The 25,770-nt window shown below is 70.4% G+C and carries 29 protein-coding genes and 1 tRNA gene; 10 read left to right on the top strand and 20 right to left on the bottom strand.

Annotated features, from left to right (window positions below; translation table 11 throughout):
- Positions 1–73: 73 nt before the first annotated feature.
- Positions 74–1,090, bottom strand: a complete 1,017-nt coding sequence (locus V6M57_RS11865; protein WP_332815245.1) for a DMT family transporter — start codon at positions 1,088–1,090, stop codon at positions 74–76.
- A gap of 272 nt (positions 1,091–1,362) precedes the next feature.
- Between V6M57_RS11865 and V6M57_RS11870 the strand changes: the two genes are divergently transcribed.
- The 6 genes from V6M57_RS11870 (at position 1,363) to V6M57_RS11895 (ending at position 7,553) form a co-directional block, all read left to right on the top strand.
- Positions 1,363–1,755, top strand: a complete 393-nt coding sequence (locus V6M57_RS11870; protein ID WP_332815200.1) for a hypothetical protein — start codon at positions 1,363–1,365, stop codon at positions 1,753–1,755.
- A 143-nt stretch (positions 1,756–1,898) separates the two neighbouring features.
- Positions 1,899–5,267 (top strand): PAS domain-containing hybrid sensor histidine kinase/response regulator, encoded by a 3,369-nt coding sequence (locus V6M57_RS11875; RefSeq protein ID WP_332815201.1) that lies wholly within the window; start codon positions 1,899–1,901, stop codon positions 5,265–5,267.
- 56 nt (positions 5,268–5,323) lie between these two features.
- Positions 5,324–6,061, top strand: a complete 738-nt coding sequence (locus tag V6M57_RS11880; RefSeq protein WP_332815202.1) for a response regulator — start codon at positions 5,324–5,326, stop codon at positions 6,059–6,061.
- Positions 6,062–6,072: 11 nt separating this feature from the next.
- Positions 6,073–6,723, top strand: a complete 651-nt coding sequence (locus V6M57_RS11885) for a phosphoribosyltransferase (RefSeq protein WP_332815203.1) — start codon at positions 6,073–6,075, stop codon at positions 6,721–6,723.
- A gap of 63 nt (positions 6,724–6,786) precedes the next feature.
- Positions 6,787–6,862: transfer RNA gene (locus V6M57_RS11890), tRNA-Lys, on the top strand.
- 280 nt (positions 6,863–7,142) lie between these two features.
- Positions 7,143–7,553, top strand: coding sequence for a hypothetical protein (locus V6M57_RS11895; RefSeq protein ID WP_332815204.1), 411 nt, complete (start codon positions 7,143–7,145; stop codon positions 7,551–7,553).
- A gap of 4 nt (positions 7,554–7,557) precedes the next feature.
- Here the strand turns inward: V6M57_RS11895 and V6M57_RS11900 are convergent, their stop codons facing one another.
- Both V6M57_RS11900 and V6M57_RS11905 read right to left on the bottom strand, forming a co-directional pair.
- Positions 7,558–8,067, bottom strand: a complete 510-nt coding sequence (locus V6M57_RS11900; protein ID WP_332815205.1) for a hypothetical protein — start codon at positions 8,065–8,067, stop codon at positions 7,558–7,560.
- A 25-nt stretch (positions 8,068–8,092) separates the two neighbouring features.
- Positions 8,093–8,785, bottom strand: a complete 693-nt coding sequence (locus V6M57_RS11905; RefSeq protein ID WP_332815206.1) for a glutathione S-transferase N-terminal domain-containing protein — start codon at positions 8,783–8,785, stop codon at positions 8,093–8,095.
- A gap of 62 nt (positions 8,786–8,847) precedes the next feature.
- Between V6M57_RS11905 and V6M57_RS11910 the strand changes: the two genes are divergently transcribed.
- Complete coding sequence (locus tag V6M57_RS11910) at positions 8,848–9,531, top strand: hypothetical protein (RefSeq protein ID WP_332815207.1); 684 nt, start codon at positions 8,848–8,850, stop codon at positions 9,529–9,531.
- Position 9,532: 1 nt separating this feature from the next.
- Here V6M57_RS11910 and V6M57_RS11915 read toward each other — a convergent pair whose 3' ends face one another.
- From V6M57_RS11915 to lexA, 8 genes are all read right to left on the bottom strand, one after another.
- Positions 9,533–10,807, bottom strand: coding sequence for an acyl-CoA dehydrogenase family protein (locus tag V6M57_RS11915; protein WP_332815208.1), 1,275 nt, complete (start codon positions 10,805–10,807; stop codon positions 9,533–9,535).
- A 29-nt stretch (positions 10,808–10,836) separates the two neighbouring features.
- Entirely contained in the window at positions 10,837–11,940 is a 1,104-nt protein-coding gene (locus tag V6M57_RS11920) for a phosphotransferase (RefSeq protein WP_332815209.1), read from the bottom strand.
- Positions 11,937–12,659, bottom strand: coding sequence for a Crp/Fnr family transcriptional regulator (locus tag V6M57_RS11925; RefSeq protein ID WP_332815210.1), 723 nt, complete (start codon positions 12,657–12,659; stop codon positions 11,937–11,939). Before V6M57_RS11925 ends, V6M57_RS11920 begins: the two co-directional genes overlap by 4 nt.
- A gap of 92 nt (positions 12,660–12,751) precedes the next feature.
- Positions 12,752–13,531, bottom strand: a complete 780-nt coding sequence (locus V6M57_RS11930) for an oxepin-CoA hydrolase, alternative type (RefSeq protein WP_332815211.1) — start codon at positions 13,529–13,531, stop codon at positions 12,752–12,754.
- A gap of 4 nt (positions 13,532–13,535) precedes the next feature.
- A complete protein-coding gene (locus tag V6M57_RS11935) occupies positions 13,536–15,059 on the bottom strand; it encodes a 3-hydroxyacyl-CoA dehydrogenase (RefSeq protein ID WP_332815212.1) in 1,524 nt (507 codons plus the stop codon).
- Between the two features lie 112 nt (positions 15,060–15,171).
- Positions 15,172–16,179 (bottom strand): D-2-hydroxyacid dehydrogenase family protein, encoded by a 1,008-nt coding sequence (locus V6M57_RS11940; RefSeq protein WP_332815213.1) that lies wholly within the window; start codon positions 16,177–16,179, stop codon positions 15,172–15,174.
- A 70-nt stretch (positions 16,180–16,249) separates the two neighbouring features.
- Positions 16,250–16,585: a hypothetical protein gene (locus V6M57_RS11945; RefSeq protein ID WP_332815214.1), complete on the bottom strand. Its 336-nt coding sequence runs from the start codon at positions 16,583–16,585 to the stop codon at positions 16,250–16,252.
- Positions 16,586–16,708: 123 nt separating this feature from the next.
- Positions 16,709–17,383 carry a transcriptional repressor LexA gene (gene lexA, locus V6M57_RS11950; protein ID WP_332815215.1) on the bottom strand — a complete coding sequence of 225 codons (675 nt, stop codon included), beginning with the start codon at positions 17,381–17,383 and terminating at the stop codon, positions 16,709–16,711.
- A gap of 74 nt (positions 17,384–17,457) precedes the next feature.
- Between lexA and V6M57_RS11955 the strand changes: the two genes are divergently transcribed.
- On the top strand, positions 17,458–18,384 hold the full coding sequence (locus V6M57_RS11955) for an asparaginase (protein ID WP_332815216.1): 927 nt from the start codon (positions 17,458–17,460) through the stop codon (positions 18,382–18,384).
- A gap of 4 nt (positions 18,385–18,388) precedes the next feature.
- Here the strand turns inward: V6M57_RS11955 and adk are convergent, their stop codons facing one another.
- The 6 genes from adk to V6M57_RS11985 all read right to left on the bottom strand — a co-directional run bounded on the left by adk (position 18,389) and on the right by V6M57_RS11985 (position 22,174).
- A complete protein-coding gene (gene adk / locus V6M57_RS11960) occupies positions 18,389–19,045 on the bottom strand; it encodes an adenylate kinase (protein WP_332815217.1) in 657 nt (218 codons plus the stop codon).
- A 108-nt stretch (positions 19,046–19,153) separates the two neighbouring features.
- Positions 19,154–19,918: a 3-deoxy-manno-octulosonate cytidylyltransferase gene (gene kdsB, locus V6M57_RS11965; RefSeq protein WP_332815218.1), complete on the bottom strand. Its 765-nt coding sequence runs from the start codon at positions 19,916–19,918 to the stop codon at positions 19,154–19,156.
- Positions 19,919–19,922: 4 nt separating this feature from the next.
- On the bottom strand, positions 19,923–20,129 hold the full coding sequence (locus V6M57_RS11970) for a Trm112 family protein (protein WP_332815219.1): 207 nt from the start codon (positions 20,127–20,129) through the stop codon (positions 19,923–19,925).
- A complete protein-coding gene (gene lpxK, locus V6M57_RS11975; RefSeq protein ID WP_332815246.1) occupies positions 20,110–21,120 on the bottom strand; it encodes a tetraacyldisaccharide 4'-kinase in 1,011 nt (336 codons plus the stop codon). Before lpxK ends, V6M57_RS11970 begins: the two co-directional genes overlap by 20 nt.
- Complete coding sequence (locus V6M57_RS11980; protein WP_332815220.1) at positions 21,117–21,545, bottom strand: ExbD/TolR family protein; 429 nt, start codon at positions 21,543–21,545, stop codon at positions 21,117–21,119. Before V6M57_RS11980 ends, lpxK begins: the two co-directional genes overlap by 4 nt.
- The gene (locus tag V6M57_RS11985) at positions 21,542–22,174 is read right to left on the bottom strand and encodes a MotA/TolQ/ExbB proton channel family protein (protein WP_332815221.1); all 633 of its coding nucleotides are present in this window, start codon (positions 22,172–22,174) and stop codon (positions 21,542–21,544) included. Before V6M57_RS11985 ends, V6M57_RS11980 begins: the two co-directional genes overlap by 4 nt.
- A gap of 332 nt (positions 22,175–22,506) precedes the next feature.
- Here V6M57_RS11985 and xseA point away from each other — a divergent pair, with 332 nt between their 5' ends.
- Both xseA and V6M57_RS11995 read left to right on the top strand, forming a co-directional pair.
- Positions 22,507–23,799: an exodeoxyribonuclease VII large subunit gene (xseA, locus tag V6M57_RS11990; protein WP_332815222.1), complete on the top strand. Its 1,293-nt coding sequence runs from the start codon at positions 22,507–22,509 to the stop codon at positions 23,797–23,799.
- Between the two features lie 48 nt (positions 23,800–23,847).
- Complete coding sequence (locus V6M57_RS11995; RefSeq protein ID WP_332815223.1) at positions 23,848–24,429, top strand: superoxide dismutase; 582 nt, start codon at positions 23,848–23,850, stop codon at positions 24,427–24,429.
- A gap of 76 nt (positions 24,430–24,505) precedes the next feature.
- On the opposite strand, the gene V6M57_RS12000 is transcribed toward V6M57_RS11995, so the two are convergent.
- From V6M57_RS12000 to V6M57_RS12010, 3 genes are all read right to left on the bottom strand, one after another.
- On the bottom strand, positions 24,506–24,946 hold the full coding sequence (locus V6M57_RS12000; protein ID WP_332815224.1) for a DUF192 domain-containing protein: 441 nt from the start codon (positions 24,944–24,946) through the stop codon (positions 24,506–24,508).
- Between the two features lie 76 nt (positions 24,947–25,022).
- The gene (locus tag V6M57_RS12005) at positions 25,023–25,268 is read right to left on the bottom strand and encodes a hypothetical protein (protein WP_332815225.1); all 246 of its coding nucleotides are present in this window, start codon (positions 25,266–25,268) and stop codon (positions 25,023–25,025) included.
- A gap of 190 nt (positions 25,269–25,458) precedes the next feature.
- The gene (locus V6M57_RS12010) at positions 25,459–25,680 is read right to left on the bottom strand and encodes a hypothetical protein (protein WP_332815226.1); all 222 of its coding nucleotides are present in this window, start codon (positions 25,678–25,680) and stop codon (positions 25,459–25,461) included.
- Positions 25,681–25,770: the final 90 nt, after the last annotated feature.

Below are 25,770 nucleotides of genomic sequence, written 5' to 3' on the forward strand. Positions count from 1 at the left end.
ACCCACTCGCGCGGCGGCGTCCGCGGCCCGGCCGGACCGGACCTGCCGGCCCATCGGCGTGGTGGGCCCCGCATCAGTGCCTGTGGGTGTGGTGCGCATCCGGGACATGGGGGTGCGAGTGCTCCATCGGTTCGTGCCGGTGCCAGTGGCTGTGGCTGCCGGAAGGCATGGGATCGTGCCGATGGTCGTGGTGCCCGTCGTCGTGCCGGTGGGCATGCTCGTGTTCCAGCCTTTCATGCCCGTGCCGGTGGCCGTGCCGCTCGGAGAGGTGCAAGACCACGCCCGCCAGCATCAGCACGCTGCCGGCCAGCATGAACCACGAGAGGCCGCGCTCGCCCAGGCCGATCGCCAGCATGGCGCCGACGAAGGGCGCGAAGGCGAACACCGAGCCGGTGCGTGCCGCGCCGAAGGCTCGCTGGGCGAGCAGGTACAGCCGCAGGCTGAGGCCGTAGCCGGACGCACCGACCACCAACAGCGCGAGGGCGGACGCGACCGGCGGAAACGGCTCGCGCCAGGCCAAGGCCAGCGTGGTCGAGGCCGCGGCCCCGATGGCCGATTTCACCAGCACCACCTGTGCAGGATCGCGTTCCGCCAGTGCACGCGACAGGGTGTTGTCCACCGCCCAGGCGGCGGTGGCCAGCAGGACCGCCAGCAAGCCCAGGACCTGGGTGCCGCCGCCGCTGCCGCCGCGATCGACCACCAGGGCGGCGGCGCCGGCGAGCAGCAGCAGCACGGCGCCTTGGACGCGCCGATCCAGTGCCTCGCCGTAGAAGGCCCGCGCCAGCAGCGCGGTGAAGACGGCTTCGAGGGCCAGCATGAGGGAGGCGCCGGCACCGCTCGTGCGCTGCAGCCCCCAGGCCAGGGCCACCGGGCCGAGCACGGCGCCGAACAGCGCCATCAGCGAGACCCGCTGGAGATCCCCGCGCTGCAGCCTGGCTTCGCGGGCAGCGGGCTGCCGCTGCAGCCATCCGAGCAGCGCGGCGCCTGCATAGAGCAGGGCGGCGGTGGCGAAGGGGCCCACCGACTCGCCGGCGCGCTGGACCAGGGGCGTGCTGATGCCGAACAGCACCGCCGCCAGCAGGGCGAGCATCCCGCCGCGCAGGGCCGGTAGCCGGTTCAGGGGCGATCTCACGCTACGTGCGGGTGGGGAGAGCCGCGCCGGACGGTCGGGCGGCCTTCGCCGGAATTCTGCCGGATCGGGAACCGGCGCACGAATACGCGCGCGATACAAAACAGCGGCCGCCCGACATGCGGCGAATACCGGCGCTTTCCACACTGCCTCCCATGCCGCGGGGCAAGGCGGAAGAAGCGAGCGAAGGTCCCCTTGCCCCCCATCGAATCTGCTTCGCTCAGGAGATCGTCATGAACCGCCGCATCGTTTCCGCCATCGCCTCCAGCAGCACGGCCGTCGCCGCCTTCACGGTCCTGATGACGGGCAGCGCCATTGCCGAGAGCCCGTTCGCGGGGGTCGACACCACGCCTTTCGCCGGCACCCGCAGCCGCGCCGAAGTGCAGGCGGAGGTGATGAGCAACCGCGATACGCTGACCGCTGCCGCCTCGGAGTGGAGGATGCAGGCGAACGAGCCGAAGCAACTGATGAGCGGCCGAACCCGCGCGCAGGCCACGGCCGAGTACGTCGGTTCGCGCGACCAGGTCCATGCCCTGAATGCCGAAGACAGCGGCTCCGCCTACTTCGCGCAGATGCCGCAGCAGGCGGGTCCCACGCAGGTCGCCGGTGGCCAGGCCACCCGCTGAGCCTGCGCGCCCATCGTGCTTCGCCACGGTGCCCCGCCTGCCCGCCGGCAGCGCGGGGCTTTCTTGCAACCCGCTTGTATCCGCTGTGTATTCGCGGGGCAATTCCACGCACCCGGACGCATGCCGCGTCCTAGACTGACCCCATGAGCAGGCACGCGCCATCGCGCCCGCCCGCATCCGGGGGCCAGGCTGCCGCACCGGTGCAGGCGTTGCGACGCGTCGCCCTGGTGGCAGCGCAACCCGGCGGGCCGGACCTGTTTGCCGGCCTGGTGCGCGAACTGGCGGCCGGCCTCCCCGCAGCCATGGTGCTGGTGGCCGTCTTCACGGACGAGGGGCGCAGCGCCCTGCGCACGCTGGCCGTCCGGCTCGACGACTGCATCGTCGGGGGCTTCGAATTCGCGGTCCAGGCGCTGCCCGGCGCGGCGACCCTGGGCCGGGCCCATCACTTCGTCGCCGGGGGCTTGCTGCCGCAGCTGGCCCCGGGCGGCGTGTTCGCCTCGAACCGGCTGGACTCGCTGTCCGCCGTGCGGCTGGTCGACAGCGACGGTGAGCCGCTCGGCCTGCTGGCCGCGCTGGACCGGAATCCGGTGGCGGGCGGCGACGTCGATCACGCGCAGGCCATGCTCAGCATCGTGGCGGCCCGGGTGGCTTCGGAGATCGAGCGCAAGCGCACCGACGAGGCGCTGAGGGCGGTGGCCCTGGCGGTGTCGGCCTCTCCCAGCGGCACCGTGTTCGATGAGCTGGTGCGGCTGCTGGCCACACTGCTTCACGTCGAGGTCGCCTTCATCGCGCGCTGCGAGCCGGGAAGCCCCTGCCGGCTCCGCATGCTGGCCATGTACTTCGACGGCGCCGTGACACAGGGCGTCAGCTATTCCGTGGCCGGCGTCCCCTGCGAGACGGTGCTCGGCCAGTGCTTCCGTGCCTACCCGGCCGGCCTGCAGGCGCTCTTCCCCGACGACGTCGAGGCCCGCACGCATGGCCTGGAAAGCTATGCGGGCCACCCGCTGGTGGCGCTGGACGGATCGCCGCTGGGCATCGTGTCGGTGGCCTCGCGCCGCCCGCTGCTGCAACTGGAGCGCGTGCAGGCGACGCTGAAGATACTGGCCGTGCGCGCCGCCGCCGAAGTGGAACGGCTGCGCGCCGGCCAGGCACAGAAGCAGGCGCTGGAGGACCTGCGCCAGCGCGAGGAGCAATACCGCGCCGTGTTCGAGGGCTCGCTCGACGGCCTGTTCGTATGGGACGAGCAGTTGCGCGTGGTGGACGTCAATCCGGCCGGCGTCGCCCTGTACGGGGCGCGCCGCGAGAACCTGATCGGCCGCACCTACCCGCGCAGCATGCCCGAGGACTACGTGCGCACCCGGCTGGACCAGGTCCGCGGTGCGCTGGCCGGCCGCACCACGCACATCGAGACCACGGTCCTGCGTCCGGACGGCAGCACCTTCGAGGCCGACCTGCGGGTGATGCCGTTCGTGCAGCGCGGCCGGCCGCACGCACTGGCGGTGGTGCGCGACATCACCGAACGCCGCCGCGCCGACCGCGACCTGCGCGACAGCGAGGAGCAATACCGCGCCATCTTCAACGCATCGGTCGACGCCATGGTGCTGCGCGCCGCCGACTTCTCCATCGTCGACGTCAATGCCACCTACGAGGCCATGACCGGCAATTCGCGTTCCGAGGTGCTGGGCCTGGATCGCGTGCTGGCGAACCCGCCCGAGGTGAGCGCCACGATCCGGGCCCAGCACGAGAAGGCACTGGCCGGCGCCACCATCCGGCTGGAAACCCAGCTGCTGCACCGCGACGGCCACCGCTACGAGCTGGAGCTGCGCGGCGTGCCGATCCAGCACCGCGGCCGGCCGCACGTGCTGTACATCGGGCGCGACATCACCCAGGCCAAGCTCGCCGAGCGGGCACTGCGCGACGGCGAAGAGCAGTACCGCGCGATCTTCAACGCATCGGCCGACGCGCTGGTGCTGCGCGACGCCGACTACCACGCCGTCGAGGTGAACCCCGCCTACACCGCGGTGAGCGGCTATACGCGCGAGGAAGTGATGGCCGCCGACCGCGTGCTGACGCAGGCCGACGACGACGTGCGCCGGCGGCACCGCATCGAACACGGCCTGGCGCTGGCGTCCGGCATGGAGTTGCGGTTCGAGGTCACCGGCACGCGCAAGGACGGCTCGACCTGGCAAGCCGAGGTGCGGGGCACGCCGATGACCTACCGTGGCCGGCCGCACGTGCTGTATGCGGTGCGCGACATCACCGAGCGCAAGGCCGCCGAGCAGCGTCGCGCCGAGCTGGAACGGCAGCTTCGCCAGGCCCAGAAGATGGAGGCCATCGGCCACCTGACGGGCGGGCTGGCGCACGACTTCAACAACATCCTGACCAGCGTGCTGGGCTACGTGGCGATGGCGCAGGAGCGGCCGGCGGCGCTGCAGGATCCTGTGCTCGGGCGCCAGCTCGAACAGGCGCGGCTGGCCGCCGAGCGCGCGCGCGACCACGTCGCGCAATTGCTGGCGTTCTCGCGGCCGCGGCGGGGCGAGCGGCGGCTGCTGGCGCCGGCCCAGCTGGCCCAGCAGGCCTTGCAGCTGTTGCGGCCCAACCTGCCCACGTCCATCTCGGTGGCCTTCGACGTGCAGGACCCCGGCGCAGCGGCGCTGCCGCCCGTCGTCGCGGACCCGGTGCAGTTCGAACAGGTGCTGCTGAACCTGTGCCTCAACGCCCGCGACGCCATCGGCGAGCATGGCGCCATCCGGCTGCGTATCGGGCACTCTGCGGCGGCCGGCCACTGCTCGTCGTGCAGCGCCGCGCTGCAAGGGGGCGACTGGGTCTGGTTCGAGGTGGCGGACGACGGACGCGGCATGACGCCCGAGGTGCTCGACCGGATGTTCGAGCCGTTCTTCACGACCAAGGAAGTGGGTCGCGGCACCGGCATGGGGCTGGCGATGGTGCACGGCATCGTGCACGACCATGGTGGACACGTGCAGGCGGACTCCGCGCCGGGGCTCGGCTCGACGTTCAGGGTGCTGCTGCCGGCCGCGCAACAGGCGGCGCGCGAATCCGCCGCGACCCCGGTGCGCGCCGCCGCCGCCCCCGTGCCGGTGCTGCACGGCCGCGTGCTGCTGGTGGAGGACGAGCCGATCGTCAGCGGGTTCATGCACGAGCTCATGAGCGGCTGGGGCCTGGAGGTGGTGGTGGAGCAGGAGCCGTTCCCGGCAGCCCGGCGGCTGGCATCGCGCGAAGAGGCTTTCGCCCTGTTGCTGACCGACCAGACCATGCCCGGGATGACCGGCCTGGCGCTCGCCCGGCTGGCCCGGCAGCACCGGCCCGGACTGCCGGTGCTGCTGTACACCGGCAACGCCGGCGACATCAGTTCCGAAGAACTGGCCGCCTGCGGGGTGACGCGCCTGCTGCGCAAGCCCATCGACGCCGCCGCCTTGCGCCCGCTGCTGCGCGACCTGCTCGACGCCGGGGCCGGCGCCAGCAGCACCCTGGAGGGTGTAAAGGCGGTGTAACGGCCGGCCCTGTTGGCTTCGCCTTTCCGGGGATGCTGCGTCAGAATTTGCGCGCCATGGATGCACGCACCCGATTGCTCGTGGTGGATGACGACCCGTCGATCCGCGAGATGCTGCGCGACTATCTCCAGGGCCACGGCTTCGACGTGGCCGAGGCGGGCAGCGGGCCGCAGATGCGCGAGGAACTGGAACGCGACCTGCCCGATGCCGTCCTGCTGGACCTGCGCCTGCCCGGCGAGGACGGCCTGGTGCTGGCGCGCTACCTGCGCGAACACTACGACCTGGGCCTGATCATGGTCACCGCCTCGGCCGATGTGGTGGACCGCGTCGTCGGCCTGGAGATCGGCGCCGACGACTACATCGCCAAGCCGTTCGACGTGCGCGAGCTGCTGGCCCGGCTCAAGAGCGTGCTGCGCCGCCTGCAGGCCCGGCCACCGGCGGCCGGCATTCCCGCGATCGTGACGAAGCCCTCCAGGCGCAAGCGCTTCGGCCGCTGCGAGATCGATCTCGAGTCGCACCGCATGTTCGAGGTGGGCGGGAGCGAGGTCACGATCACGGCCATGGAGTACGACCTGCTCACGACCTTCCTGGCCAACCCCAACCGCGTGCTCTCGCGCGACCAGCTGTTGCTGCAGACGCGCAACCGCGAGTGGGGCCCCTTCGACCGCTCGATCGACATCCGCATCGGCCGGTTGCGGCGCAAGGTGGAACCCGAGCCCGGCGGCGAGCCGCGCTGCATCCGCACGGTGCGCAACGCCGGGTACATGTTCGTGCCGGGCGAGCCTTCGGGCTGACCGGGGGCGCGATGGCGGTGCGGCTTCCCTTCCGCGACCGTGCCGAGGCCGGCCGGGTGCTGGCGGCCGATCTCGCGCACTGGCGTGGCGCGCCCGGCCTGCTCGTGCTGGGGCTGCCGCGCGGCGGTGTCCCGGTCGCCGCCGAGGTGGCCCGGGCGCTGGGCGCGCCGCTGGACGTCTTCATCGTGCGCAAGCTGGGCTTCCCGGGCCAGCCGGAACTGGCGATGGGCGCGATCGCCTCCGGCGGGGTCCAGGTGCTGACGCCGCTGCCGGGCTTGTCGGCGAGCCCGGACGAGGTGGAAAGCGCCGTTGCGGCCGAGCAGGCCGAACTTGCGCGGCGCGAGGCCCTCTACCGCGGCGGCCGCCCGCCGCTGGAACTGCGCGACCGCTCGGTCATCGTCGTCGACGACGGCCTGGCCACCGGTGCCAGCATGCAGGCCGCCGTGCGCGCGATCCGCAGCGCCAGCCCGCTGCGCCTGTGCGCGGCGGTTCCGGTGGGGTCGAGCGAAGGCTGCGATCAACTGCGCGAGCTGGTGGACGAGCTGGTGTGCCCGGCCGTCCCGATCCCGTTCCGCGCGGTCAGCCTCTGGTACCGCGACTTCCCCCAGACCAGCGACCGGGAAGTGCGCGAACTGCTCGCTCGGGGGAGCAGTCCTGCCTGAAGAAAGGCGATGGCTGGCTCATCCGTGGGCGCATCCTCTGGCTATAATCGCGGGCTTTTCCGCGGGACGTTAGCTCAGTTGGTAGAGCAGCGGACTTTTAATCCGTTGGTCGCAGGTTCGAATCCTGCACGTCCTACCAACCATTGCCAGGGCTTGCTGGAACGAGAGTTGCAGCAAGCCCTTTTTGCTGGTCGGTCGCACGTGCGAAAACGCCACAGGTAGCGCTGCAAAGGTAACAGAGCTCATCCGTGAGCCGGTGCCGACACGGCCGTGCCTCCGCGGCTCCTGCGTTGGCCGGGGCCGCGCGATGTGGTGGATCCGCCTCCGGCCAGGCGTTGCAGGAGGGCGGCCGGCTGTTACGCCGCGCCACAAAGCGGCGAACGCGCCTGGGTAGGATTCCCCTCCACCTGAGCCACATCATGAACCCCGCCAGCCACGCTGCCGCCGCCACCCAGGGCTCCGCCATGAGCCGCCAGGACGTCATCCGCCAGGTGCTGGCCATGTTGCGGGAACATGGGATGGACGTGGTGTTCGTGGGCCACTACACCGAAGGTTCGCGCCGCTTCCGGGTGGTCGAGGCCCTGCACCACGGTCCGGCCGCGGCCCTGGCCACCGGCCGCCCCGCCGAAGGCGCCACGGCCCGGCTGCTGGAAGCGCCCGTGCTGATGCGCGACGGCAGCGTGCACGGCATGCTGTGCTGCACCAGCGCCGACGAGGCCACGGCCGAGCGCGACCTGCGCTGGCTGCGCCACGGTGCGCGGCTGGCGGCCCGCCTGCTGGACCAGGAGCAGGTGCTGCGCGAGCTGTCGGCGCAGTCGCTCAACCACTGAGCGTTCAGCGCAGCAGTTGCGGCTGCGGCGCCGGCAGTGCCAGGCGCGCGTCCTTCACCACGCGCACGCAGTCCTTGAGGTGCTCTTCCCCCAGGTAGCGCAGGGCGGCGTAGCCCAAGATTGCGGCCACCGCCTGGCCGGCCAGGGGCAAGTACCTGGCCGCCTGCTTGCCGGTCATGCGCACGCCCACGGTGCGCGCCAGGCGGACCACCAGGTCGCGGGTGACCACCCTGCCGATCGCCACCGAGCCGACGGCGGCCACGGCCTTCTGCACCTGGTCGCGCTTGTGATGCGGCAAGCGGGCGAGCTGGTCGGGCGTCAGGCCGAAGGCCGAGTTGATTTCGGGCAGCAGCCGTGTGAGCAGGGCGGCATCGGCCGCCCAATCGAGGCCGGGGATCGGCACGGCGCTCGCGGCGGCTCCCATCAGCGCCCGGCGCGACAGCAGCTTGCGGCAGGCCCGCACGCGGTCTTCGAGCGCCGGGTCGCCGGCAGCGAGCTGGAGCGAGGTGGGCATGGCAGTCGGGCGACGCGGTGCGGGATCAGCGGCGCTGGTATTGCGTGTCGCCGAACAGGATCTCGCGCGCGCGGTCGCCGGTGATCGGCTTGCGGCGGTCGGCCAGCACCTGGATGCCGCGTTGCACCGCCGGCCGGTGCTCGATGGCGTGGAACCAGAGTTCCAGGTGCGGGTAGTCCGACAACTCGATGCCCTGGCTCTTCCAGTTGCGCAGCCAGGGCCAGGTGGCGATGTCGGCGATCGAGTACTCGTTGCCCCCCAGCCAGCGGCTGTGCGCCAGCCGCCGGTCGATGACGCCGTACAGGCGGCGGGCTTCGCGGGTGTAGCGGTCGATGGCGTAGGGAATCTTCTCGGGCGCGTACTGGCGGAAGTGGTGGTTCTGTCCGAGCAGGGGGCCCACGCCGCCCATCTGGAACATCAACCACTGCAGCACTTCGTACTTGCCCCGATCGCTGCGTGGCAGGAAGCGGCCGGTCTTGCCGGCCAGGTAGACCAGGATCGCGCCCGATTCGAACAGCGAAATCGGCCGGCCGTCCGGGCCCTCGGGATCGGTGATGGCCGGGATCTTGTTGTTCGGGCTGATCGCCAGGAAGTCGGGCCGGAACTGGTCGCCCGCGCCGATGTCGACGGCCGTCGCGCGATAGGGCAGGCCGCACTCCTCCAGCATGATGTGCACCTTGTGGCCATTGGGCGTGGGCCAGGTGAAGACCTCGATCATCGTCGGCGTGTCCTGCAGGTTTGCTTCGATAATGCGCCGACTTTAGGCCAATCCCGCGCGCCATGTTCGATCGCATCCGCAAGGCATTCATCCCGGCACGGCAGGCCATCGGGCCGCTGCCTCCGGCGCGCGACTCGCGACTCGCGGGGCTGGCCGCGGGCTGGGCGGCGAAGCAGGGATATACGGTGGCCACCTCCTCGGGCGCCACGGCACTCGCCTTCGAGGGGACGGTGGCCGGCAAGGCCTGCCGGCTCGAACTGGGGCGTCCCGGCCGCGCCTACATCCAGGGCGAGGAACTGCGCGGCCGCGCCGAACTGGGCCTGGCTCCCGACGTGCTGGTGGTCGTGATGAACCGCCCGCTGATGGAGTCGCTGGAGAAGCAGGCCTACTCGCTGTTCACCGATTCGCTGCAGACCAGCGTGGACTCCAAGCTGCCCGAGGAGATGCGCCTGCTGGCCATGCACGAGGAGGTGGGCTGGGACGCCATGCCGCGCGTGTTCTGGAGCCGCTACGCCGTGGTCGCCGACGACCGCCACCATGCCCGGGCCTGGGTCGACGCCGAACTGGCCCGGCTGCTGATGGAATGGCCGGAGCCGGCGCCCTCGGCGCAAGTGCCGCTGCTGCTGATGCTGCTGCGGGGCAAGGCCTACCTGCGCATGCAGCAGGAGCCCGGTGCGCTGCCCGCGCTGCAGCACGCCACCCGGATCTTCACCCGTGCCTGCGAGAACGCGCTGAAGGCGTTCTGAATCAGGCCCCGCGCGTGACCGCGGGCCCGGCGTCCTTGCCGTAGCTGCCGTACTTGCCCAGCTCCCACTTGGCGATCGCGTTGCGGTGCACTTCGTCGGGGCCGTCGGCGAAGCGCAGCGTGCGGGCGCCGGCGTAGGCATAGGCGAGCGGGAAGTCGTCGCTGACCCCCCCGCCGCCGTGCGCCTGGATGGCCCAGTCGATCACCTGGCAAGCCATGCTGGGCGCCACCACCTTGATCATCGCGATCTCGGTCTTGGCCACCTTGTTGCCGGCCACGTCCATCATCCACGCGGCCTTGAGCGTGAGCAGCCGCGCCATGTCGATCTTGCAGCGCGCCTCGGCGATGCGCTCCTGCGTCACCGTCTGCTGCGCGATGGTCTTGCCGAACGCCGTGCGGCTGAGCGACCGGCGGCACATCAGCTCGAGCGCGCGTTCGGCCAGGCCGATCAGGCGCATGCAGTGGTGGATGCGCCCGGGCCCCAGGCGGCCCTGGGCGATCTCGAAGCCGCGGCCTTCGCCCAGCAGGATGCTGGACGCCGGCACGCGCACGTTCTCGAAGAACACCTCGGCATGGCCGTGCGGCGCGTCGTCGTAGCCGAACACGTTGAGCGCCCGCACGATGCGGATGCCGGCCGCGTCGGCGGGCACCAGGATCATGCTCTGCTGCGAGTGCCGGGGCGCGTCCGGATCGGTCTTGCCCATGGTGATGAAGACCTTGCAGCGCGGGTCGTTGGCGCCCGAGGTCCACCACTTGTGGCCGTTGATCACGTACTCGTCGCCCTGGCGCTCGATGCGGGTGCAGATGTTGGTGGCGTCGGAGGAGGCGACCTCCGGCTCGGTCATCGCGAAGGCCGAGCGGATCCGGCCCTCCAGCAGCGGCTTGAGCCAGCGTGCCTTGTTCTCCTCGGAGCCGTAGCGCGCGATGGTCTCCATGTTGCCGGTATCGGGTGCCGAGCAGTTGAACACCTCGCTGGCCCACGGCACCGCGCCCATGATCTCGGCCAGCGGCGCGTACTCCTGGTTGGTCAGGCCGGCGCCGTGGTAGCCCGAAGCCTCGGCCGTGTCCTGCGGCAGGAACAGGTTCCACAGCCCGGCCGCCTGCGCCTTCGGCTTGAGGTCCTCGATGGTCTTCAGCGGCGTCCAGCGCCTGCCGGCGGCGGTGTTGGCCTTCAGCTCGTCGTGGTAGGCGCGCTCGTTCGGGTAGACGTGTTCTTCCATGAACTTCAGGAGCCTGGCCTGCAGTTCGCGTGTCTTGGGGGAGTACTCGAAATCCATGGAGTGCCTTTCGCAAAAGGTAGGGAGTTTCAGGCGCGCTGGGCGAACTGCCAGGCCAGCTCGGCCATCGGCCGGGCGCTCTTGCCGGACGCCACGGCCTGCGCGCTGGACGCGGTGCCCGCCTCCACCCGCTTGGCGATGCCCTGCAGGATGGCGGCGATGCGGAACATGTTGTAGGCCATGTAGAAATTCCAGTCGGCCTTGAGGTCGGCCACCGTGGACAGGCCGGTGCGGTCGCAGTAGCGGCGCATGTAGTCGTCCTCGCCCGGGATGCCCAGCGCCGCCAGGTCCAGCCCGCCGATGCCGCGGAAGGCGCCGTGCGGGATGTGCCAGGACATGCAGTGGTAGCTGAAGTCGGCCAGCGGGTGGCCGAGGGTGGACAGCTCCCAGTCGAGCACGGCGACCACGCGCGGCTCGCTTGGGTGGAACACCAGGTTGTCCAGGCGGAAGTCGCCGTGGACGATGGACACCTTGGCCTCGTCGCGCGCGGCGGCGGGGACATGGGCCGGCAGCCACTCGACCAGCCTTTCCATCTCCTCGATGGGCTGGCTCATGGGGCCGGCGCCATCGGCCGAAGCCTTGTACTGCTTGCTCCAGCGCCCGATCTGGCGCTCGAAGTAGTTGCCCGGCTTGCCGTACCCGGCCAGTCCGCGCGCCGCGAAGTCCACCGTGTGCAAGGCGGCGATCACGCGATTCATCTCGTCGTAGATGGCGCCGCGCTCGCCCTGGGTCATGCCCGGCAGCGCCTGGTCCCACAGCACGCGGCCCTGCATGAACTCCATGATGTAGAAGGCGCGGCCGATGACGGACTCGTCCTCGCACAGGCAGTGCATGCGCGGCACCGGCACGTCGGTGCCGGCCAACCCCATCATCACGGCGAACTCGCGTTCGATGGCATGGGCCGAGGGCAGCAGCCTGGCCACGGGCCCCGGCTTGGCGCGCATCACGTAGCTGCGTGCCGGCGTGACCAGCTTGTAGGTGGGATTGGACTGGCCGCCCTTGAACAGCTCCACCGACAACGGGCCCTCGAAGCCGGGCAGATTGGATTGCAGCCAGCCGGTGAGGGCGCCGACGTCGAACGCGTGCTGCCCGGACACGGGCCGGGTGCCGACGAAGTGGTCGAATTCGCTCATCCGTTATCCGAGTCGACGATCCGCATCAGGGCGTCGCGGTTGCGCACGACCAGGCCGCCCGGTTCGATGCGGATCACTTCCTCGCGTTCCATGGCCTTGAGTTCCTGGTTGACCCGCTGGCGCGAGGCGCCCAGCAGCTGGGCCAGCTCTTCCTGCGCCAGGTGCAAGCCGATGCGCATCTCGCTGCCGTCGGCCAGCTGCGGCACGCCGTAGCTGCGCACCAGGTGCACCAGCTGCTTGGCCAGCCGTGCACGAAGCGGCAGCGTGTTGAGGTCCTCCACCAGCCCGAACAGCTGCCGGATCCGGCGCGCGTGCAGGCGCAGCATCGCTTCGTACAGTTCGACGTGCGAGGCCAGGATCTTGCGGAAATCGGCCTTGGCCACGCACAGGATGGTGGTGTCGCCGTGCGCATACGCATCGTGCGTGCGCCGGTCGCCGTCGAAGATCGCCACGTCGCCGAACCAGATGCCCGGCTCCACGTAGGTCAGGGTGATCTGCTTGCCCGAGATCGAGGTCGAGCTCACCCGCACGGCACCCCGGGCGCAGGCGATCCATTCCTCCGGCGGATCGCCGCGTGCGGCGATCAATTCGCCGTCCTTGTAGCGTCGGACGTAGGCGCATCGGAGGATGTCGTGTCGCAGGGATGGGGAAAGCGAGGAGAACCAGCGGCCGCCGTTGATCGCCTCTCGTTCCTCGATGGTAAGAATGGGCTCGTCCATGGTCTGTCTTGTCAGTGACTGGCAGGCACGGCCATTGTCGCTTGCGGGACCCCGCGGCCCGCGAGCGGTCGCGCTGTCTCTCCGGCGGGGGCTCAGCCGTAGCGCGGCTTTTCGCGGGCCAGGAAGGCGGCGATGCCGATGCCGCCGTTGGGGTGGTGCAGGTTGCGCACGAAGTGGTCGCGCTCGGCGGCCAGTTGCTGGTGCAGGGTCGCTTCCGGCGCTTCGTTGAGCAGTTCCTTGATGCTGGCCAGCGCATTGGGCGCCTTGGCGTTCAGCCGCTCCGCCATGGCCAGGGCCTCGGCCAGCGCGCTGCCCGGCGGCACGACGCGGTTGACGATGCCCAGCGCATGCAGGCGGTCGGGTGCCATGCGCTCGCCACCCAGCAGCAGCTCGCCGGCCAGCTGGCGCGGCAGCGCATGCGCCAGCGACCAGGTGGCACCCCCGTCGGGCGACAGCGCGACGTTGCTGTACGCCATCACGAACACCGCGTCGGCGGCGGCCACGATGAGGTCGCAGGCCAGCGCCAGCGAGAAGCCGGCGCCCGCGGCCGGCCCCTCCACGGCCGCGATCACCGGCTTGGGAAAGCTGCGGATGGTCTCGATCCAGTCGTGCAGCCCTTCGATGCTGCGCGCCTGCACCTCGGGGGGCTGCTGCCGGTTGGCCTGCAGCCGCTGCAGGTTGCCGCCGGCGCAGAAGATGCCGCCTTCGCCGGTGATCACGACACTGCGCACCTCCGGGTGCGTTTCGGCGACGTTCAGCGCTTCCACGCCGGCCGCGTAGATCTCCGCCCCGAGCGCATTGCGCTGCTCGGGGTTGCGGATGGTCAGCACCATGGTGCCGCGGTCGCTGGTGCTCTTGAGTTCGGCGGGCATCGTTTCAGGCCTCTTCCTGCAGCAGCGACAGGCCGATCGCACCACGGCGGCGCAGCCAGGGGCTCGGGCGGTAGCGCGGGTCGCCGTACACGGTCTGCATGTTGAACAGCACTTCGAGCACGTTGGCCGGGCCCCAGCGGTCGCCCATCGCGAGCGGGCCCATGGGGTAGCCCAGACCCAGCGTGACGGCCGTCTCCAGGTCCTTGGGCGTGCAGATGCGCTGCTGGCAGATGTCGGCGGCGATGTTGACGATGGTCGCGAGCACGCGCTGGGTGACGAATCCGCCGGAGTCGCGGATCACGCTGACCGGCTTGCCGTCGCGCGCGAACAGCGCGTGCGCCGCATCGCGCATGTCGGCGCGCGTGGCGGGGTTGGTGGCCAGCACGCGCCGCCGGGTTGCGGCGTCCTCGACCAGCAAGTCGATGCCGACCGTGCGGGCGGGGTCGAGCCGTTCGACGACCGCCACCGTGGTGACATCGAAGCCGAGCGGTGCCACCAGGGTGAGCGCGTTGAGCGAGGGCGACTGGCCGGTCTCGATCTTCGCGCCCAGTTCCTTGAGCAACTGGTACAGCTCCTGCCGGCGCGCGGCGCGCGTGGACACCCAGACCGGCGGTACCTCGCCGACCTGCGGCGCGGCCGGCTCCGGCGGCACCTGCGCCTTGCCGTCCACGTAGCGGTAGAAGCCCTCGCCCGACTTGCGGCCCAGCAGGCCGCCCGCCAGACGCTGCGCCGTGATGACGCTCGGGCGATAGCGGGCCTCGTCGTAGTACTGCCGGTAGATCGATTCCATCACCGGGTGCGACACGTCCAGCGCCGTGAGGTCGAGCAGTTCGAAGGGCCCGAGCCGGAAGCCGGCCTGGTCGCGCAGGATGCGGTCGATCGTGGCGAAGTCGGCCACGCCCTCGGCAGCGATGCGCAGCGCCTCGGTGCCGTAGCCGCGGCCGGCGTGGTTGACGATGAACCCCGGCGTGTCCTGCGCCTGCACCGGCGTGTGGCCCATCTGGCGCGCGTAGGCCGCCAGCTGCTCGCATGCGGCCGGTTCGGTGCGCAGGCCGGCGATCACTTCCACCACCTTCATCAGCGGCACCGGGTTGAAGAAGTGGTAGCCGGCCAGGCGCCCCGGCCGCTGCAGCCCGGCGGCGATTGCCGTCACCGACAGCGACGAGGTGTTCGTCGCCAGAACGGCTTCGGCCGCGACGACCGATTCGAGCCGCGCGAACAGTTCCTTCTTCACGTCCAGCCGCTCGACCACCGCCTCGACCACCAGCTGGCAGTCGGCCAGCTCGGCGATGTCGCCGGCCGGCAGCAGGCGGGACTTGCAGGCCTGGACCGCGGCGGCATCCATGCGGCCCTTTTCCTGCAATCGGTCCCACTGGCTGCCGATCTCGCGCACGGCCTTGTCGACGGCAGCGGCCTGCGCGTCGAACAAGCGCACGCGGCTGCCGGCCTGAGCAGCGATCTGGGCGATGCCGCGGCCCATGGCGCCGGCGCCCACCACGGCCATCGTTGTGTAGAGGGGGGATTGCATGCCGCGGATTATCCCCGTGAGGTGCGGCTGGCCAGCAGGCGCAGCGCCATGGCCGCCAGCAGCGACACGGGGAGCTTCGATCGCGCCCGGCGCGGTCCTGGCGCGACCCCTTTCAGCGGCGTACCTGCAGGGCCTCGGGGTTGACCACGCCGGTCGGCTCGCCCCGGATGAAATTCACCACGTTGTCGAAGGCGGAGCCGAACAGCAGCTCGTAGTTGTCCTGCTCCACGTAGCCGATGTGCGGCGTGCAGATGCAGTTCTCCAGCCGCAGCAGTGCGTGGCCCTGCAGGATGGGTTCGCTCTCGAACACGTCGACCGCGGCCATGCCGGGGCGGCCCCGGTTGAGGGCCGCGATCAGCGCATCGGGTTCGATCAGCTCGGCGCGCGAGGTGTTGACGAACAGGGCGTTGGGCTTCATGCGCGAGAAGTCCTCCAGCCGCACGATGCCTTCGGTCTCGGGATTGAGCCGCAGGTGCAGGCTGAGCACGTCGCTGTAGGTGAACAGCTGCTCGCGGCTTTCGGCGGCCACATGGCCGTCGGCCTCGGCTCGCGAGCGCGAGCCCTCGCGGCCCCACACCAGCACCTGCATGCCGAACGCGCGGCCGTAGCTGGCGATCATCTGGCCGATCCGGCCGTATCCCCAGATGCCCAGGGTCTTGCCGCGCAGCACCATGCCGAGGCCGAAGTTGGTGGGCATGGAGGCGGACTTCATTCCCGACTGCTGCCACGCGCCGTGCTTGAGCGTGGCCACGTACTGGGGCAGGCGCCGCATGGCGGCCATGATCAGCGCCCAGGTGAGCTCGGCCGGGGCCACGGGCGAACTCACGCCCTCGGTGACCACCACGCCGCGCTCGGTGCAGGCCGCGACGTCGATGTGCGGGCCGGCGCGGCCGGTCTGCGAGATCAGCTTCAGGCGCGGCAGCTTTTCCAGCAGCTGGCGCGAAATGTGGGTGCGCTCGCGGATCAGCACGATCACGTCGGCATCGCGCAGCCGCACCGACAGCTGGCCGATGCCCTTGACGGTATTGGTGTAGACCTTGGCGGGGTAGGCCTCGAGCTTGGCCGCGCAGTGCAGCTTGCGAACGGCGTCCTGGTAATCGTCGAGGATCACGATGTTCATGGCCGGATTGTCACATCGGAAACGCGAGCGTTTCCGGATCGGGCCGCGAACTTCGCGCAACCGGGCCCGGTCAGGCTGCCGCTGCCTCGAGTGCGACGAGGCGGTCGAGTTCGGCGCACACGTCGGCCATGCGGCCGGAAATCACCATCCGGCCGGCGGTGCTGGCGCCCTGCGCGACGTCGACCACGCGCAGCACGCGCAATGGCCGGCGCGCAGCGGGGCCGTGGCTGCGCTGCGGCCACGCCACATGCGCGCGGCAGGCCGAGGTGTGCAGGCCGCCGGCGCCGGGCGGCCGAATGGGCGAGCCGGCGCCGACGGGTTGCCGGGCAGTGCCCTTGCCGCGGCCGATGAGCCAGCCACGAGCCGTGCGCAGTGCGCCGGCCAGCGTGCAGATGGTGAGTCCCATGTCGCTTTCCTTGAACTTCAGGTTGGAAACACAGGCGAGATTGGCGAGAGGGTGCCGGAGGGCGCAGGGTGATGGCGCCTTGCGCGCCATACGCCCGCCACCTGCTGCCTTCCGGCCGGCGGCCTACATCAGCATGGTGTTGCGGATCAGGCCGACGGCGAGCCCTTCGATCTCGAAGGGCTCGCCGGGGTGGACCACGATGGTGGGGTAGTCGGGGTTCTCGGCGTGCAGTTCGATCACCTGCTTGTTGCGGCGGAAGCGCTTGACGGTGACCTCGTCGCCCAGGCGCGCCACCACGATCTGGCCGTTCTTGGCTTCGCGGGTGGACATGACGGCGAGCAGGTCGCCGTCCATGATGCCGGCGTCGCGCATGGACATGCCGCGCACCTTGAGCAGGTAGTCGGGCCGGCGCTGGAACAGCGTGCTCTCGACGTAATAGGTCTGGTCGATGTGCTCCTGCGCCAGGATGGGCGAGCCGGCCGCCACGCGGCCGACCAGCGGGAGCGGGATCTGCGCCATGCCCTGCAGCGACAACGCGAACTGCTTGACGCGCGACTCGTTGATGGCGCGCAGCGTTTCGTCGCGCAGGCGGATGCCGCGCGAAGTGCCGCTGACCAGCTCGATCACGCCCTTGCGTGCCAGGGCCTGCAGGTGCTCCTCGGCCGCGTTGGGCGACTTGAAGCCCAGTTCGGCCGCGATCTCGGCACGGGTGGGCGGGGCGCCGGTGCGCGCGACCGCGGACTGGATCAGGTCCAGAATCTGCTGCTGGCGCGCGGTGAGCTTGGGCGACTCGGTCATGCGGGGCTCCTTGGGGCAGCCACTGGCTGCCCATCCAGTAGCTGTATTTTTAACCAGTTTTAGAAAGAGTGCAAGTGAGTCCGGATCGAATCGTTGTCATGGGCACGGGTGGCACCATCGCGGGCCGCGGGGCGCCCGGCGCCGAGCTCGGCTACGTGGCCGGCCAGATCGGCGTCGAGGACCTGGTCGCCGCCATCCCGGAGCTGCGCGACGTCCGCGTGGTCACCGAGCAGGTCGCGCAGATCGACAGCAAGGACATGGCCTTCGGCGTCTGGCAGTCGCTGGCGGCGCGCTGCGCGCACTGGCTCGGACAGGCCGACGTCGCCGGGATCGTCGTCACCCATGGCACCGACACGCTGGAGGAAACGGCCTGGTTCCTGCAGCGCGTGCTGGCGCCCGGCAAGCCGGTGGCGATCACCTGCGCGATGCGGCCCGCCACCGCGCTGGTGCCGGACGGGCCGCAGAACCTGCTCGATGCCTTCACGGTCGCACGGCAGGCCGGCGCGCGAGGCGTGATGGCGGTCTGTGCCGGCGTCGTGCATGGCGCGGCGGAAGTGCGCAAGGTGCACACCTACCGGCTGGATGCCTTCGGTTCGGGTGACGCGGGGCCGCTGGCCTACGTGGAAGCGGGGCGCGTGCGCCAGCTGAGGGGCTGGCCGCAGGGGTTGTCTGGCGCGGGCCTGCTGGACAGGGTGCTGTGCGCGCGCGAGTGGCCCTGGGTGGAGATCGTGACCAACCATGCCGGCGCGGGATCGCGCACGGTCGACGCGCTGGTGGCGGGCGGCGTGCAGGGACTGGTGGCGGCCGGCACCGGCAACGGCAGCCTCAACGTGCCGATGGAGCAGGCGCTGCTGCGCGCCATGGAGAAGGGCGTGCGCGTGCTGCGCAGCACGCGGTGCCTGGATGGGAAAGTGATCGCGCAGGCCGGCGATCGCTTGCCGGCGCACCCGCTCACGCCGGTGAAGGCGCGGGTGGACCTGCTGCTGGAACTGCTGGCCTGAACGCTCAGCCGGCCAGCGCGGCCAGCGCCCGCGCGGTGATCTCCTCCACCGTGCCGATGCCGCTGATCGCGCGGTAGCGCGGCGCGTTGGCCGGGTCGTCCTTGGCCCAGTTGGCGTAGTAGTCCACCAGCGGGCGCGTCTGCGAGGCGTACACCTGCAGCCGCTTCATCACCGTTTCCTCTCGGTCGTCGTCCCGCTGGACCAGCGGCTCGCCGGTGACGTCGTCCACGCCCGCCACCTTCGGCGGGTTGAACTTGACGTGGTAGGTGCGGCCCGAGGCCACGTGGGAGCGGCGGCCGCTCATGCGCTCGACGATGGCGTCGAAAGGCACGTCGATCTCCAGCACGTAATCGAGCTTGACGCCGGCCTGCTTCAGGGCCTCGGCCTGCGGGATGGTCCGCGGGAAGCCGTCGAACAGGAAGCCGCGCGCGCAGTCGGGCTGCGTCAGGCGCTCCTTGACGAGGCCGATGATGATGTCGTCGCCGACCAGTCCGCCCGAGTCCATGACCTGCTTGGCCGCCAGGCCCAGCGGCGTCCCGGCCTTCACCGCGGCGCGCAGCATGTCGCCGGTGGAAATCTGGGGGATGCCGTACTTCTGGCAGATGAAGGTGGCCTGCGTGCCTTTGCCTGCGCCCGGCGCGCCCAGCAAGATCAGTCTCATGGAGGTCCTCGGATGGTTGGAAGCGGACGCCGCGGGCCCGTGGTCATCCACGCGCCGGGCCGCTGCGCATCGTTCGGTTGAGGATAGCACGCAGGCTCTGCGTGCCCTTCAGGATGGCTGCTGCGCGAAGAGGGCGCGAACCCGCTCCAGGTCCTGCGGCGTGTCGACTCCGGGCCCGGGCGCGCGGCCGGCCACGTGCACCGCGATGCGGTGGCCATGCCAGAGGGCCCGCAACTGCTCCAGGGCTTCGAGTTGCTCGATGGGTGCCTGCGGCAGGGCCGGGAAGCGGCGCAGGAACGCGGCCCGGTACGAGTAGATGCCCACGTGCCTCAGTGGCGCCGGTTCGGGCAGGCGGGTGATGCCATCGGCGAAGCCATCGCGCCACCAGGCGATCGGCGCGCGGCTGAAATACAGGGCCAGGCCGGCCGAGTCGGTGACCACCTTGACCACGTTGGGATTGGCGAACTCGCCCGGGTCCTGCAGCGGGTGCGCCGCCGTACCCATGTCCGCTCCACCCCCGTGCTGCAACAGCTCCGCCACGGCGTCGATCAGCCCGGGATCGATCAGCGGCTCGTCGCCCTGCACGTTGACGACGATCTCGTCGTCGCCCAGTTGGAGCAGGCGGCTGGCTTGCGCCAGGCGGTCGGTGCCGGAGGGGTGGTCGGGCGAGGTCAGGAGCGCCTCCACGCCGTGCGCGCGGCAGGCCGCAACGATGTCGGGGCTGTCGGCGGCCACCGCGACGCGGCTGGCCCCCGAACGCTGCGCGCGCTCGGCCACCCGCACGACCATGGGCTTGCCCCCGATGTCGGCCAGCGGCTTGTTGGGCAGCCGGGTCGAGGCCAGCCGCGCCGGGATGAGGACCGAAAAGGCCACGGCGCTAGACGAGCGGCGTGCGGGCCGGAAGGCGTTCGAGCTCCTCGTCGCTCAGCGTGCGCGCCTCGTCCTCCAGCAGCACCGGAATGCCGTCGCGGATCGGGTAGGCGAGGCGCGCGCTGCGCGACACCAGTTCCTGCCGCGAGCGGTCGTAGTCGAGATGGCCCTTGGTGACCGGGCAGACCAGCAGCTCAAGCAGTTTGGGGTCCATGCGGCGATGATAGCTTTGGCTGCAGCAGCGACTGCAGTGCCGGCCAGAAGGCGGCGTCGATCTCCAGCTCCAGCGGAACGGCCCAGGCGGCGGGCTGGTGGCGCCAGAGCTTGACGGCGTCCTTCTCCGTGCACAGCAGCGGCAGCTTCGCTGCCGACCAGGGCCCGCCGGCCGCGAAGTCGTGGTGGTCCGGCAAGGGCCAGGCGTTGCGCAACCGGATGCCGGCGGCACGCAGCTGGCCGAAGAAGGCCTGCGGCTGCGCGATGCCGGCGAGCGCGGCGCATTCGCCCGCGGCCGCGAGTTCGCCGAGACCGATCCGCTCGCCGCCGGGCCGCCAGGCGTAGCCGGCCAGGCGTCGGCGGACCACGAAGCCGTCGATTCCGGCCGCATCGGCATCGCGCAGGACCAGGTCGACGGCGCGCGGCCAGGGCTCGCGCAGCGGTCCGGCGGGCAGCAGCCAGCCGTTGCCGGCACCCCGCCGGTCGAACACGCAGATCTCGACGTCGCGCGCCATGGCGCGGTGCTGCAGGCCGTCGTCGCTGAGGATCAGCTCGGTCCCGGGATGGGCCTGCAGCAAGGCCTGCACGGCCCGGGGGCGCCGCGCCGCGACGAACACCGGGACGTGGCAGCGCGTGGCCACCAGCAGGGGCTCGTCGCCGACCTCGGCCGGGTCGCTGCCGGGCGTGACCGGGCGGCACTCGCCGCCGCGGCGGCCGTGGCCACGCGACACCACGCCGACTGCCACCCCCTGCGCGGTGAGGCGCTCGGCAATCGCCATCACCACTGGTGTCTTGCCCGCGCCGCCGGCGACCACGTTGCCGACCACGACGACCGGTACCGGTGCGCGCTCGATGCCCAGCACGCCGGCGCGGAACAGCCCCTCGCGCAGGCGCAGCGCGAATCCGTACAGGACCGACAAGGGGGCGAGTGCCCAGGCGAGGGGCCCGCGGCGCAGCCAGGCGCTCTGCAGGGCCTGGCGCACGTTGCTCAGCGCCCGCCGGCCTGCGCCGACGACTGCGCCGCGAAGGTGATCTGCTGCAGCCCGGAGCGGCGCGCGGCCTCCAGCACGGTGATCACCGACTGGTGCGGCGCAGTGGCGTCGGCGCTGATGATGATCACGCTCTCGCGGCCGGCCTTGGCGGCTTCGGAGAGCGCCATCGCCAGGACCTCCGGACCGCGACCGCTGACCGGCTCGCGATTGACCGTGTAGCGCCCGTCGCTGGCCACGCCCACGATCACTTCGCGCGGGTAGTCGCGCTGGGCATCGGCGTCGGCCACCGGCAGGCGCAGCTGCAGTTCGGTGAACTTGCTGTAGGTGGTGGTCAGCATCAGGAAGATCAGCACCACCAGCAGCACGTCGATGAACGGGATCAGGTTGATCTCCGGCTCTTCGCGGGGACGGCTGCGGAAGTTCATGCGCGACGCAGGGCCAGGAGGTGGCGCACGAAGCGCTCGGAGGCCAGCTCCAGCGTGAGCAGGTACCCGTCCACCCGGGCGCGGAAGTAGCGCCAGAAGATCAGCGCGGGGATGGCGATGATCAGGCCGAACGCGGTGTTGTAGAGCGCCACCGAGATGCCATGGGCGAGCTGGGCCGGGTTGCCGCCGGTCATGCCGCCGGAGGGGGCTTGTGAGCCGAAGATCTCGATCATGCCGACCACGGTGCCGAACAGGCCGAGCAGCGGCGCGGCCGAGGCGATGGTGGCCAGTGCGCTCAGGTAGCGCTCCAGCCGGTGCGCGACGGCCCGCCCGGTGCCCTCCATGGTGGCGCGCAGGTCCGACTCGCTGCAGCGCGGGTCGCTGTTGAGCGCGCGGAAGCCACTGGCCAGCACCTCGCCGAGTGCGGAGTTCTGCTCGAGCTGGCTGACCACGTCCGGCCCCGGGACCGAGGCGCGTGAAACCGCCATGGCCTCGTCCAAGAGCCGGGGTGGCGCGACGCGTGCGGGCTTGAGGCTGAGGAAGCGCTCGATGACCAGGGCCAGGGCAAGGATGGAGCAGGCAACCAGCGGCCAGATCGGCCAGCCTGCGGCTTGTATGATCGAAAACAAAACAGGGCTCCGCCGCGCTTGGGAATGCAGAAGGTGGGCGCGATTATGGAGGAGCTCAGGCGGTGTCGGACAAACGCCATCGCGGGTAGGAAGCGACGCACAGAAGTTGTGGACAACTTTGTGCAGAAACCCCACTCCAGGGTCGCGCAGGCCGCATGAATGCTTCCAGATGTCAGATCGATCACAAATTCAGCAGGAAAATTTCCTGTGAAATCAAGCACTTGCTCGACGGAATCGGCGTTTTCCTGTGGTTCGCCCGTCTCCATGTGCAGCGTGCGCGCGCTGTGGACTAGAACCGCCGCCCGATGCGGCGCGCAGCCGCACCCGATCTGATGTCCAGTACCCCGGTCCCTGCCTTTTCGCCGCGAATCTGGCAAGTTGGCGCGCTATGCCGCGCCGTTGCTGAATTCCTGGATGCCAGACTCAACCCGGTGGCGGTCCGCGGCGAGGTTTCGGGCTGCTCGCGGCCGTCCAGCGGCCATCTGTACTTCTCGCTCAAGGATCCGCAGGGGCAGTTGCGCTGCGCGATGTTCCGGCGCGCGGCCGGGCTGCTGGACTTCGTGCCGCGCGATGGCGACCTGGTCGAGGTCCAAGGCCGCCTGACTGTGTACGAGCCGCGCGGCGACCTGCAACTGGTGGTCGAAAGCCTGCGGCGAGCCGGGCAGGGCGCCTGGTACGAGCGCTTCGTGCAGCTGAAGGCCCGGCTGGAAGCCGAAGGTTTGTTCGATCCGGCTCGCAAACGGCCGCTGCCAGCCCTGCCGCGGGCCATCGGCCTGGTGACCTCCACCGGCGCTGCTGCGCTGCACGACGTGGCCACGGCGCTGCGCCGGCGCGTGCCGCACATCCCGGTCGTGCTGGCGCCCGCGCCGGTGCAGGGCGCCCAGGCCGCCGGTGAACTCGTCCGGGCCCTGGATTCCCTGTACCGGCAGGCCGAGGCCGGGCGCATCGACGTGATCCTGCTGGTGCGCGGCGGCGGCTCGATCGAGGACCTGTGGTCGTTCAACGAGGAAGTGCTGGCGCGCGCGGTGGTGCGCAGCCCGGTGCCACTGGTGTGCGGCGTCGGGCATGAGACCGACTTCACCATCGCCGACTTCTGCGCCGACCTGCGCGCGCCGACGCCGACGGCAGCGGCCGAGCTGGTGGCACAACCGCGCGCGGAACTGCTGCAGGCGCTGCAGGATGCGGACGATCGCTTGCGCGCGGCGATCCTGCGCCGGCTGGACTCGGCGGCGCAGCGGCTGGACCAGGCCACGGGACGCCTGGGCCGGCCCTCCGTCCGCCTGGGACACCAGCAGCGTGTCCTGGCGCAGCTCGGTGAACGCTTGCCCCATGCCGTGCGGCTGCGGCTGGAGCGCGCGCAGGCGGAACTGGCCGCGCGCGACAGTGGCTGTGCCGCGGCCCTTGCGCGCGGGCTGCAGCGCCAGCACGAGCGGCTGCACCGGGCCGGGCTGCGCCTGGAACTGCTCGACCCGCGGCTGGTGCTCCAGCGCGGCTACGCGCTGATCACCGATGAGCAGGGGCACGTGGTCTGCCGGGCGGCGCAGACCCGTCCGGGCCAGCCGCTGCGGGCGACCCTGTCGGAAGGAGAGGTTGATCTGACGGTGTCCCGGCCGAGGTTGCTTTAGTGCCTAGAATCGTTCGCTTCCGATAGACCAACATCAACTCGAGGAACCATGGAACACACCCTGCCCCCGCTCCCGTACCCGATCGACTCGCTGGCGCCGCACTATTCCAAGGAGACCCTGGAGTACCACCATGGCAAGCACCACAACGCCTACGTGGTGAACCTGAACAACCTGCAGAAGGGCACCGAGTTCGAGAACATGGCCCTGGAGGACATCGTCAAGAAGTCCTCCGGCGGCATCTACAACAACGCAGCCCAGACCTGGAACCACACCTTCTTCTGGAATTGCATGAAGCCCAACGGCGGCGGCGAGCCCACCGGCGCAGTGGCCAAGGCGATCCAGGCCAAGTGGGGCAGCTACGGCGCCTTCCGCGAAGCCTTCGTGAAGTCCGCCGTCGGCAACTTCGGCTCGGGGTGGACCTGGCTGGTCAAGAAGGCGGACGGCAGCGTGGACATCGTCAACACCGGTGCTGCAGGCACCCCGCTGACCACCGCCGACAAGGCCCTGCTGACCGTGGATGTCTGGGAGCACGCCTACTACATCGACTACCGCAACCTGCGCCAGAAGTTCGTCGAGACCTTCCTGGACAAGCTGGTGAACTGGGAGTTCGTGCAGAAGAATTTCGGGTAACCGCTTCGCTGGCATCCGCTTCGCTCCAACTGAAAACAAGGCCCGCATTCGCGGGCCTTGTCCTTTGGGTTTTCCGTTACCTCTTGAACGGTTCGCCGGTTAATTTGGCGCCGGCCTTGATGCCGCGCTTGGCGAACCAGCCCTGGTTCATCTCGAGGACGTAGCGCACGGGGCGGACAGAGCAGTGGGAGTCCAGCGACTTCGGCTGCATGTCGACGATGTTGGCCACGGTGCCGTCGTCGTCGAGGAAGGCAGCCGACAGGGGCAGCAGGGTGTTCTTCATCCAGAAGCACTGGACCGACGGCTGCGCGAAAACGAACAGCATGCCCTCGTGCTGGGGCATCTGCCGGCGCCACATCAGTCCGGTGACGCGTTCGTCGGGGGTGCGGGCGACCTGGGCGTCGATCTGGTGCATGCCGGCCGCGAGTTGCACCCTCGGCAAGCCGGTCTGGGGATCCTGGGCCGGGGCCGCCGTTGCGGCGGCTGCCAGTGACAGGGCTGCGATCAAGGCTTTCATGGGCGCGATTGTGCGTCCGAAGTGCGCCCGAAACGAAAGTGCCCGCCGAAGCGGGCACCCGGGCAGAGGCGCTGGATCAGGCCTTCTTGTCCTCGGCCTTCTTGGTCTTCTTGGCGGTCTTCTTGCTGGTCTTCTTGGTCGACTTGGCGGCGGCCTTGTCTTCCTTGGCGGCCGCCTTCTCTTCCTTGGCGGCGGCCTTGTCTTCCTTCTTGGCTTCGGCCTTGGCCGGGGCCGCCGGGGTCGCGGGCGTGGCCGGGGTGGCCTGCGCGAACACGGAAGCGGAGAACAGGACGGCGGTCAGGGCAGCGAGCAGCTTCGACATGATGGGGATCCTCTCGGTTCGGTGGGTTGCGGGAAGCGGGTTGCAGCTTTCCTTCCGGATGCGGAAGGCCTCACCGTAACGGGAGGACGGATGCGCGCGTTGACAGCGCAACCTCGGTGGCCGGATCAGGGGTTTGCCCCAAGAAGAATGCCCGCACGGAGGCGGGCATTCTCGTGCAGGCCGGAAGGCCTTACTTCTTGGCTTCTTCCTTCTTTTCGGCCTTGGCAGCCTTCTTGTCCGCCTTGGCTTCCTTCTTGTCGGCCTTGGCTTCGGCCTTGACGTCCTTCTTCTCTTCCTTCTTCGCTTCGGCCTTGGCCGGAGCCGCCGGCGTGGCGGGCGTGGCGGGCGTGGCCTGCGCGAAGACGGCCGTCGTGAAGAGGGCGGCGACCAGGGAGGCGAGCAGCTTGTTCATGGTTTTCTTCCTTTGGGATGATGATTGTCGAAAAGCACCTCCCGTTTCCGGGAAGCTCAAGCCGCAACGCAGGCCCCCTCAGGTCGGTTG

It is taken from the genome of Ramlibacter sp., from assembly GCF_036676645.1.
GTDB lineage: Bacteria > Pseudomonadota > Gammaproteobacteria > Burkholderiales > Burkholderiaceae_C > Ramlibacter.

Excerpts from the sequence above, each read along its gene's own strand:
- V6M57_RS11880 (WP_332815202.1), top strand. The coding sequence starts at position 5,324 with ATGGATGCACGCACCCGATTGCTCGTGGTGGATGACGACCCGTCGATC.
- V6M57_RS12000 (WP_332815224.1), bottom strand. The coding sequence starts at position 24,946 with ATGAAAGCCTTGATCGCAGCCCTGTCACTGGCAGCCGCCGCAACGGCG.
- V6M57_RS11940 (WP_332815213.1), bottom strand. The coding sequence starts at position 16,179 with ATGAACATCGTGATCCTCGACGATTACCAGGACGCCGTTCGCAAGCTG.
- V6M57_RS11945 (WP_332815214.1), bottom strand. The coding sequence starts at position 16,585 with ATGGGACTCACCATCTGCACGCTGGCCGGCGCACTGCGCACGGCTCGT.
- V6M57_RS11930 (WP_332815211.1), bottom strand. The coding sequence starts at position 13,531 with ATGCCCGCCGAACTCAAGAGCACCAGCGACCGCGGCACCATGGTGCTG.
- V6M57_RS11925 (WP_332815210.1), bottom strand. The coding sequence starts at position 12,659 with ATGGACGAGCCCATTCTTACCATCGAGGAACGAGAGGCGATCAACGGC.
- V6M57_RS11885 (WP_332815203.1), top strand. The coding sequence starts at position 6,073 with ATGGCGGTGCGGCTTCCCTTCCGCGACCGTGCCGAGGCCGGCCGGGTG.
- V6M57_RS11920 (WP_332815209.1), bottom strand. The coding sequence starts at position 11,940 with ATGAGCGAATTCGACCACTTCGTCGGCACCCGGCCCGTGTCCGGGCAG.
- V6M57_RS11935 (WP_332815212.1), bottom strand. The coding sequence starts at position 15,059 with ATGCAATCCCCCCTCTACACAACGATGGCCGTGGTGGGCGCCGGCGCC.
- V6M57_RS12010 (WP_332815226.1), bottom strand. The coding sequence starts at position 25,680 with ATGAACAAGCTGCTCGCCTCCCTGGTCGCCGCCCTCTTCACGACGGCC.
- V6M57_RS11910 (WP_332815207.1), top strand. The coding sequence starts at position 8,848 with ATGTTCGATCGCATCCGCAAGGCATTCATCCCGGCACGGCAGGCCATC.
- V6M57_RS11980 (WP_332815220.1), bottom strand. The coding sequence starts at position 21,545 with ATGAACTTCCGCAGCCGTCCCCGCGAAGAGCCGGAGATCAACCTGATC.
- V6M57_RS11995 (WP_332815223.1), top strand. The coding sequence starts at position 23,848 with ATGGAACACACCCTGCCCCCGCTCCCGTACCCGATCGACTCGCTGGCG.
- V6M57_RS11875 (WP_332815201.1), top strand. The coding sequence starts at position 1,899 with ATGAGCAGGCACGCGCCATCGCGCCCGCCCGCATCCGGGGGCCAGGCT.
- V6M57_RS11915 (WP_332815208.1), bottom strand. The coding sequence starts at position 10,807 with ATGGATTTCGAGTACTCCCCCAAGACACGCGAACTGCAGGCCAGGCTC.
- V6M57_RS11905 (WP_332815206.1), bottom strand. The coding sequence starts at position 8,785 with ATGATCGAGGTCTTCACCTGGCCCACGCCCAATGGCCACAAGGTGCAC.
- V6M57_RS11870 (WP_332815200.1), top strand. The coding sequence starts at position 1,363 with ATGAACCGCCGCATCGTTTCCGCCATCGCCTCCAGCAGCACGGCCGTC.
- xseA (WP_332815222.1), top strand. The coding sequence starts at position 22,507 with ATGTCCAGTACCCCGGTCCCTGCCTTTTCGCCGCGAATCTGGCAAGTT.
- V6M57_RS11970 (WP_332815219.1), bottom strand. The coding sequence starts at position 20,129 with ATGGACCCCAAACTGCTTGAGCTGCTGGTCTGCCCGGTCACCAAGGGC.
- V6M57_RS11900 (WP_332815205.1), bottom strand. The coding sequence starts at position 8,067 with ATGCCCACCTCGCTCCAGCTCGCTGCCGGCGACCCGGCGCTCGAAGAC.
- V6M57_RS11865 (WP_332815245.1), bottom strand. The coding sequence starts at position 1,090 with ATGCTCGCCCTGCTGGCGGCGGTGCTGTTCGGCATCAGCACGCCCCTG.
- V6M57_RS12005 (WP_332815225.1), bottom strand. The coding sequence starts at position 25,268 with ATGTCGAAGCTGCTCGCTGCCCTGACCGCCGTCCTGTTCTCCGCTTCC.
- V6M57_RS11895 (WP_332815204.1), top strand. The coding sequence starts at position 7,143 with ATGAACCCCGCCAGCCACGCTGCCGCCGCCACCCAGGGCTCCGCCATG.
- adk (WP_332815217.1), bottom strand. The coding sequence starts at position 19,045 with ATGAGACTGATCTTGCTGGGCGCGCCGGGCGCAGGCAAAGGCACGCAG.
- lexA (WP_332815215.1), bottom strand. The coding sequence starts at position 17,383 with ATGACCGAGTCGCCCAAGCTCACCGCGCGCCAGCAGCAGATTCTGGAC.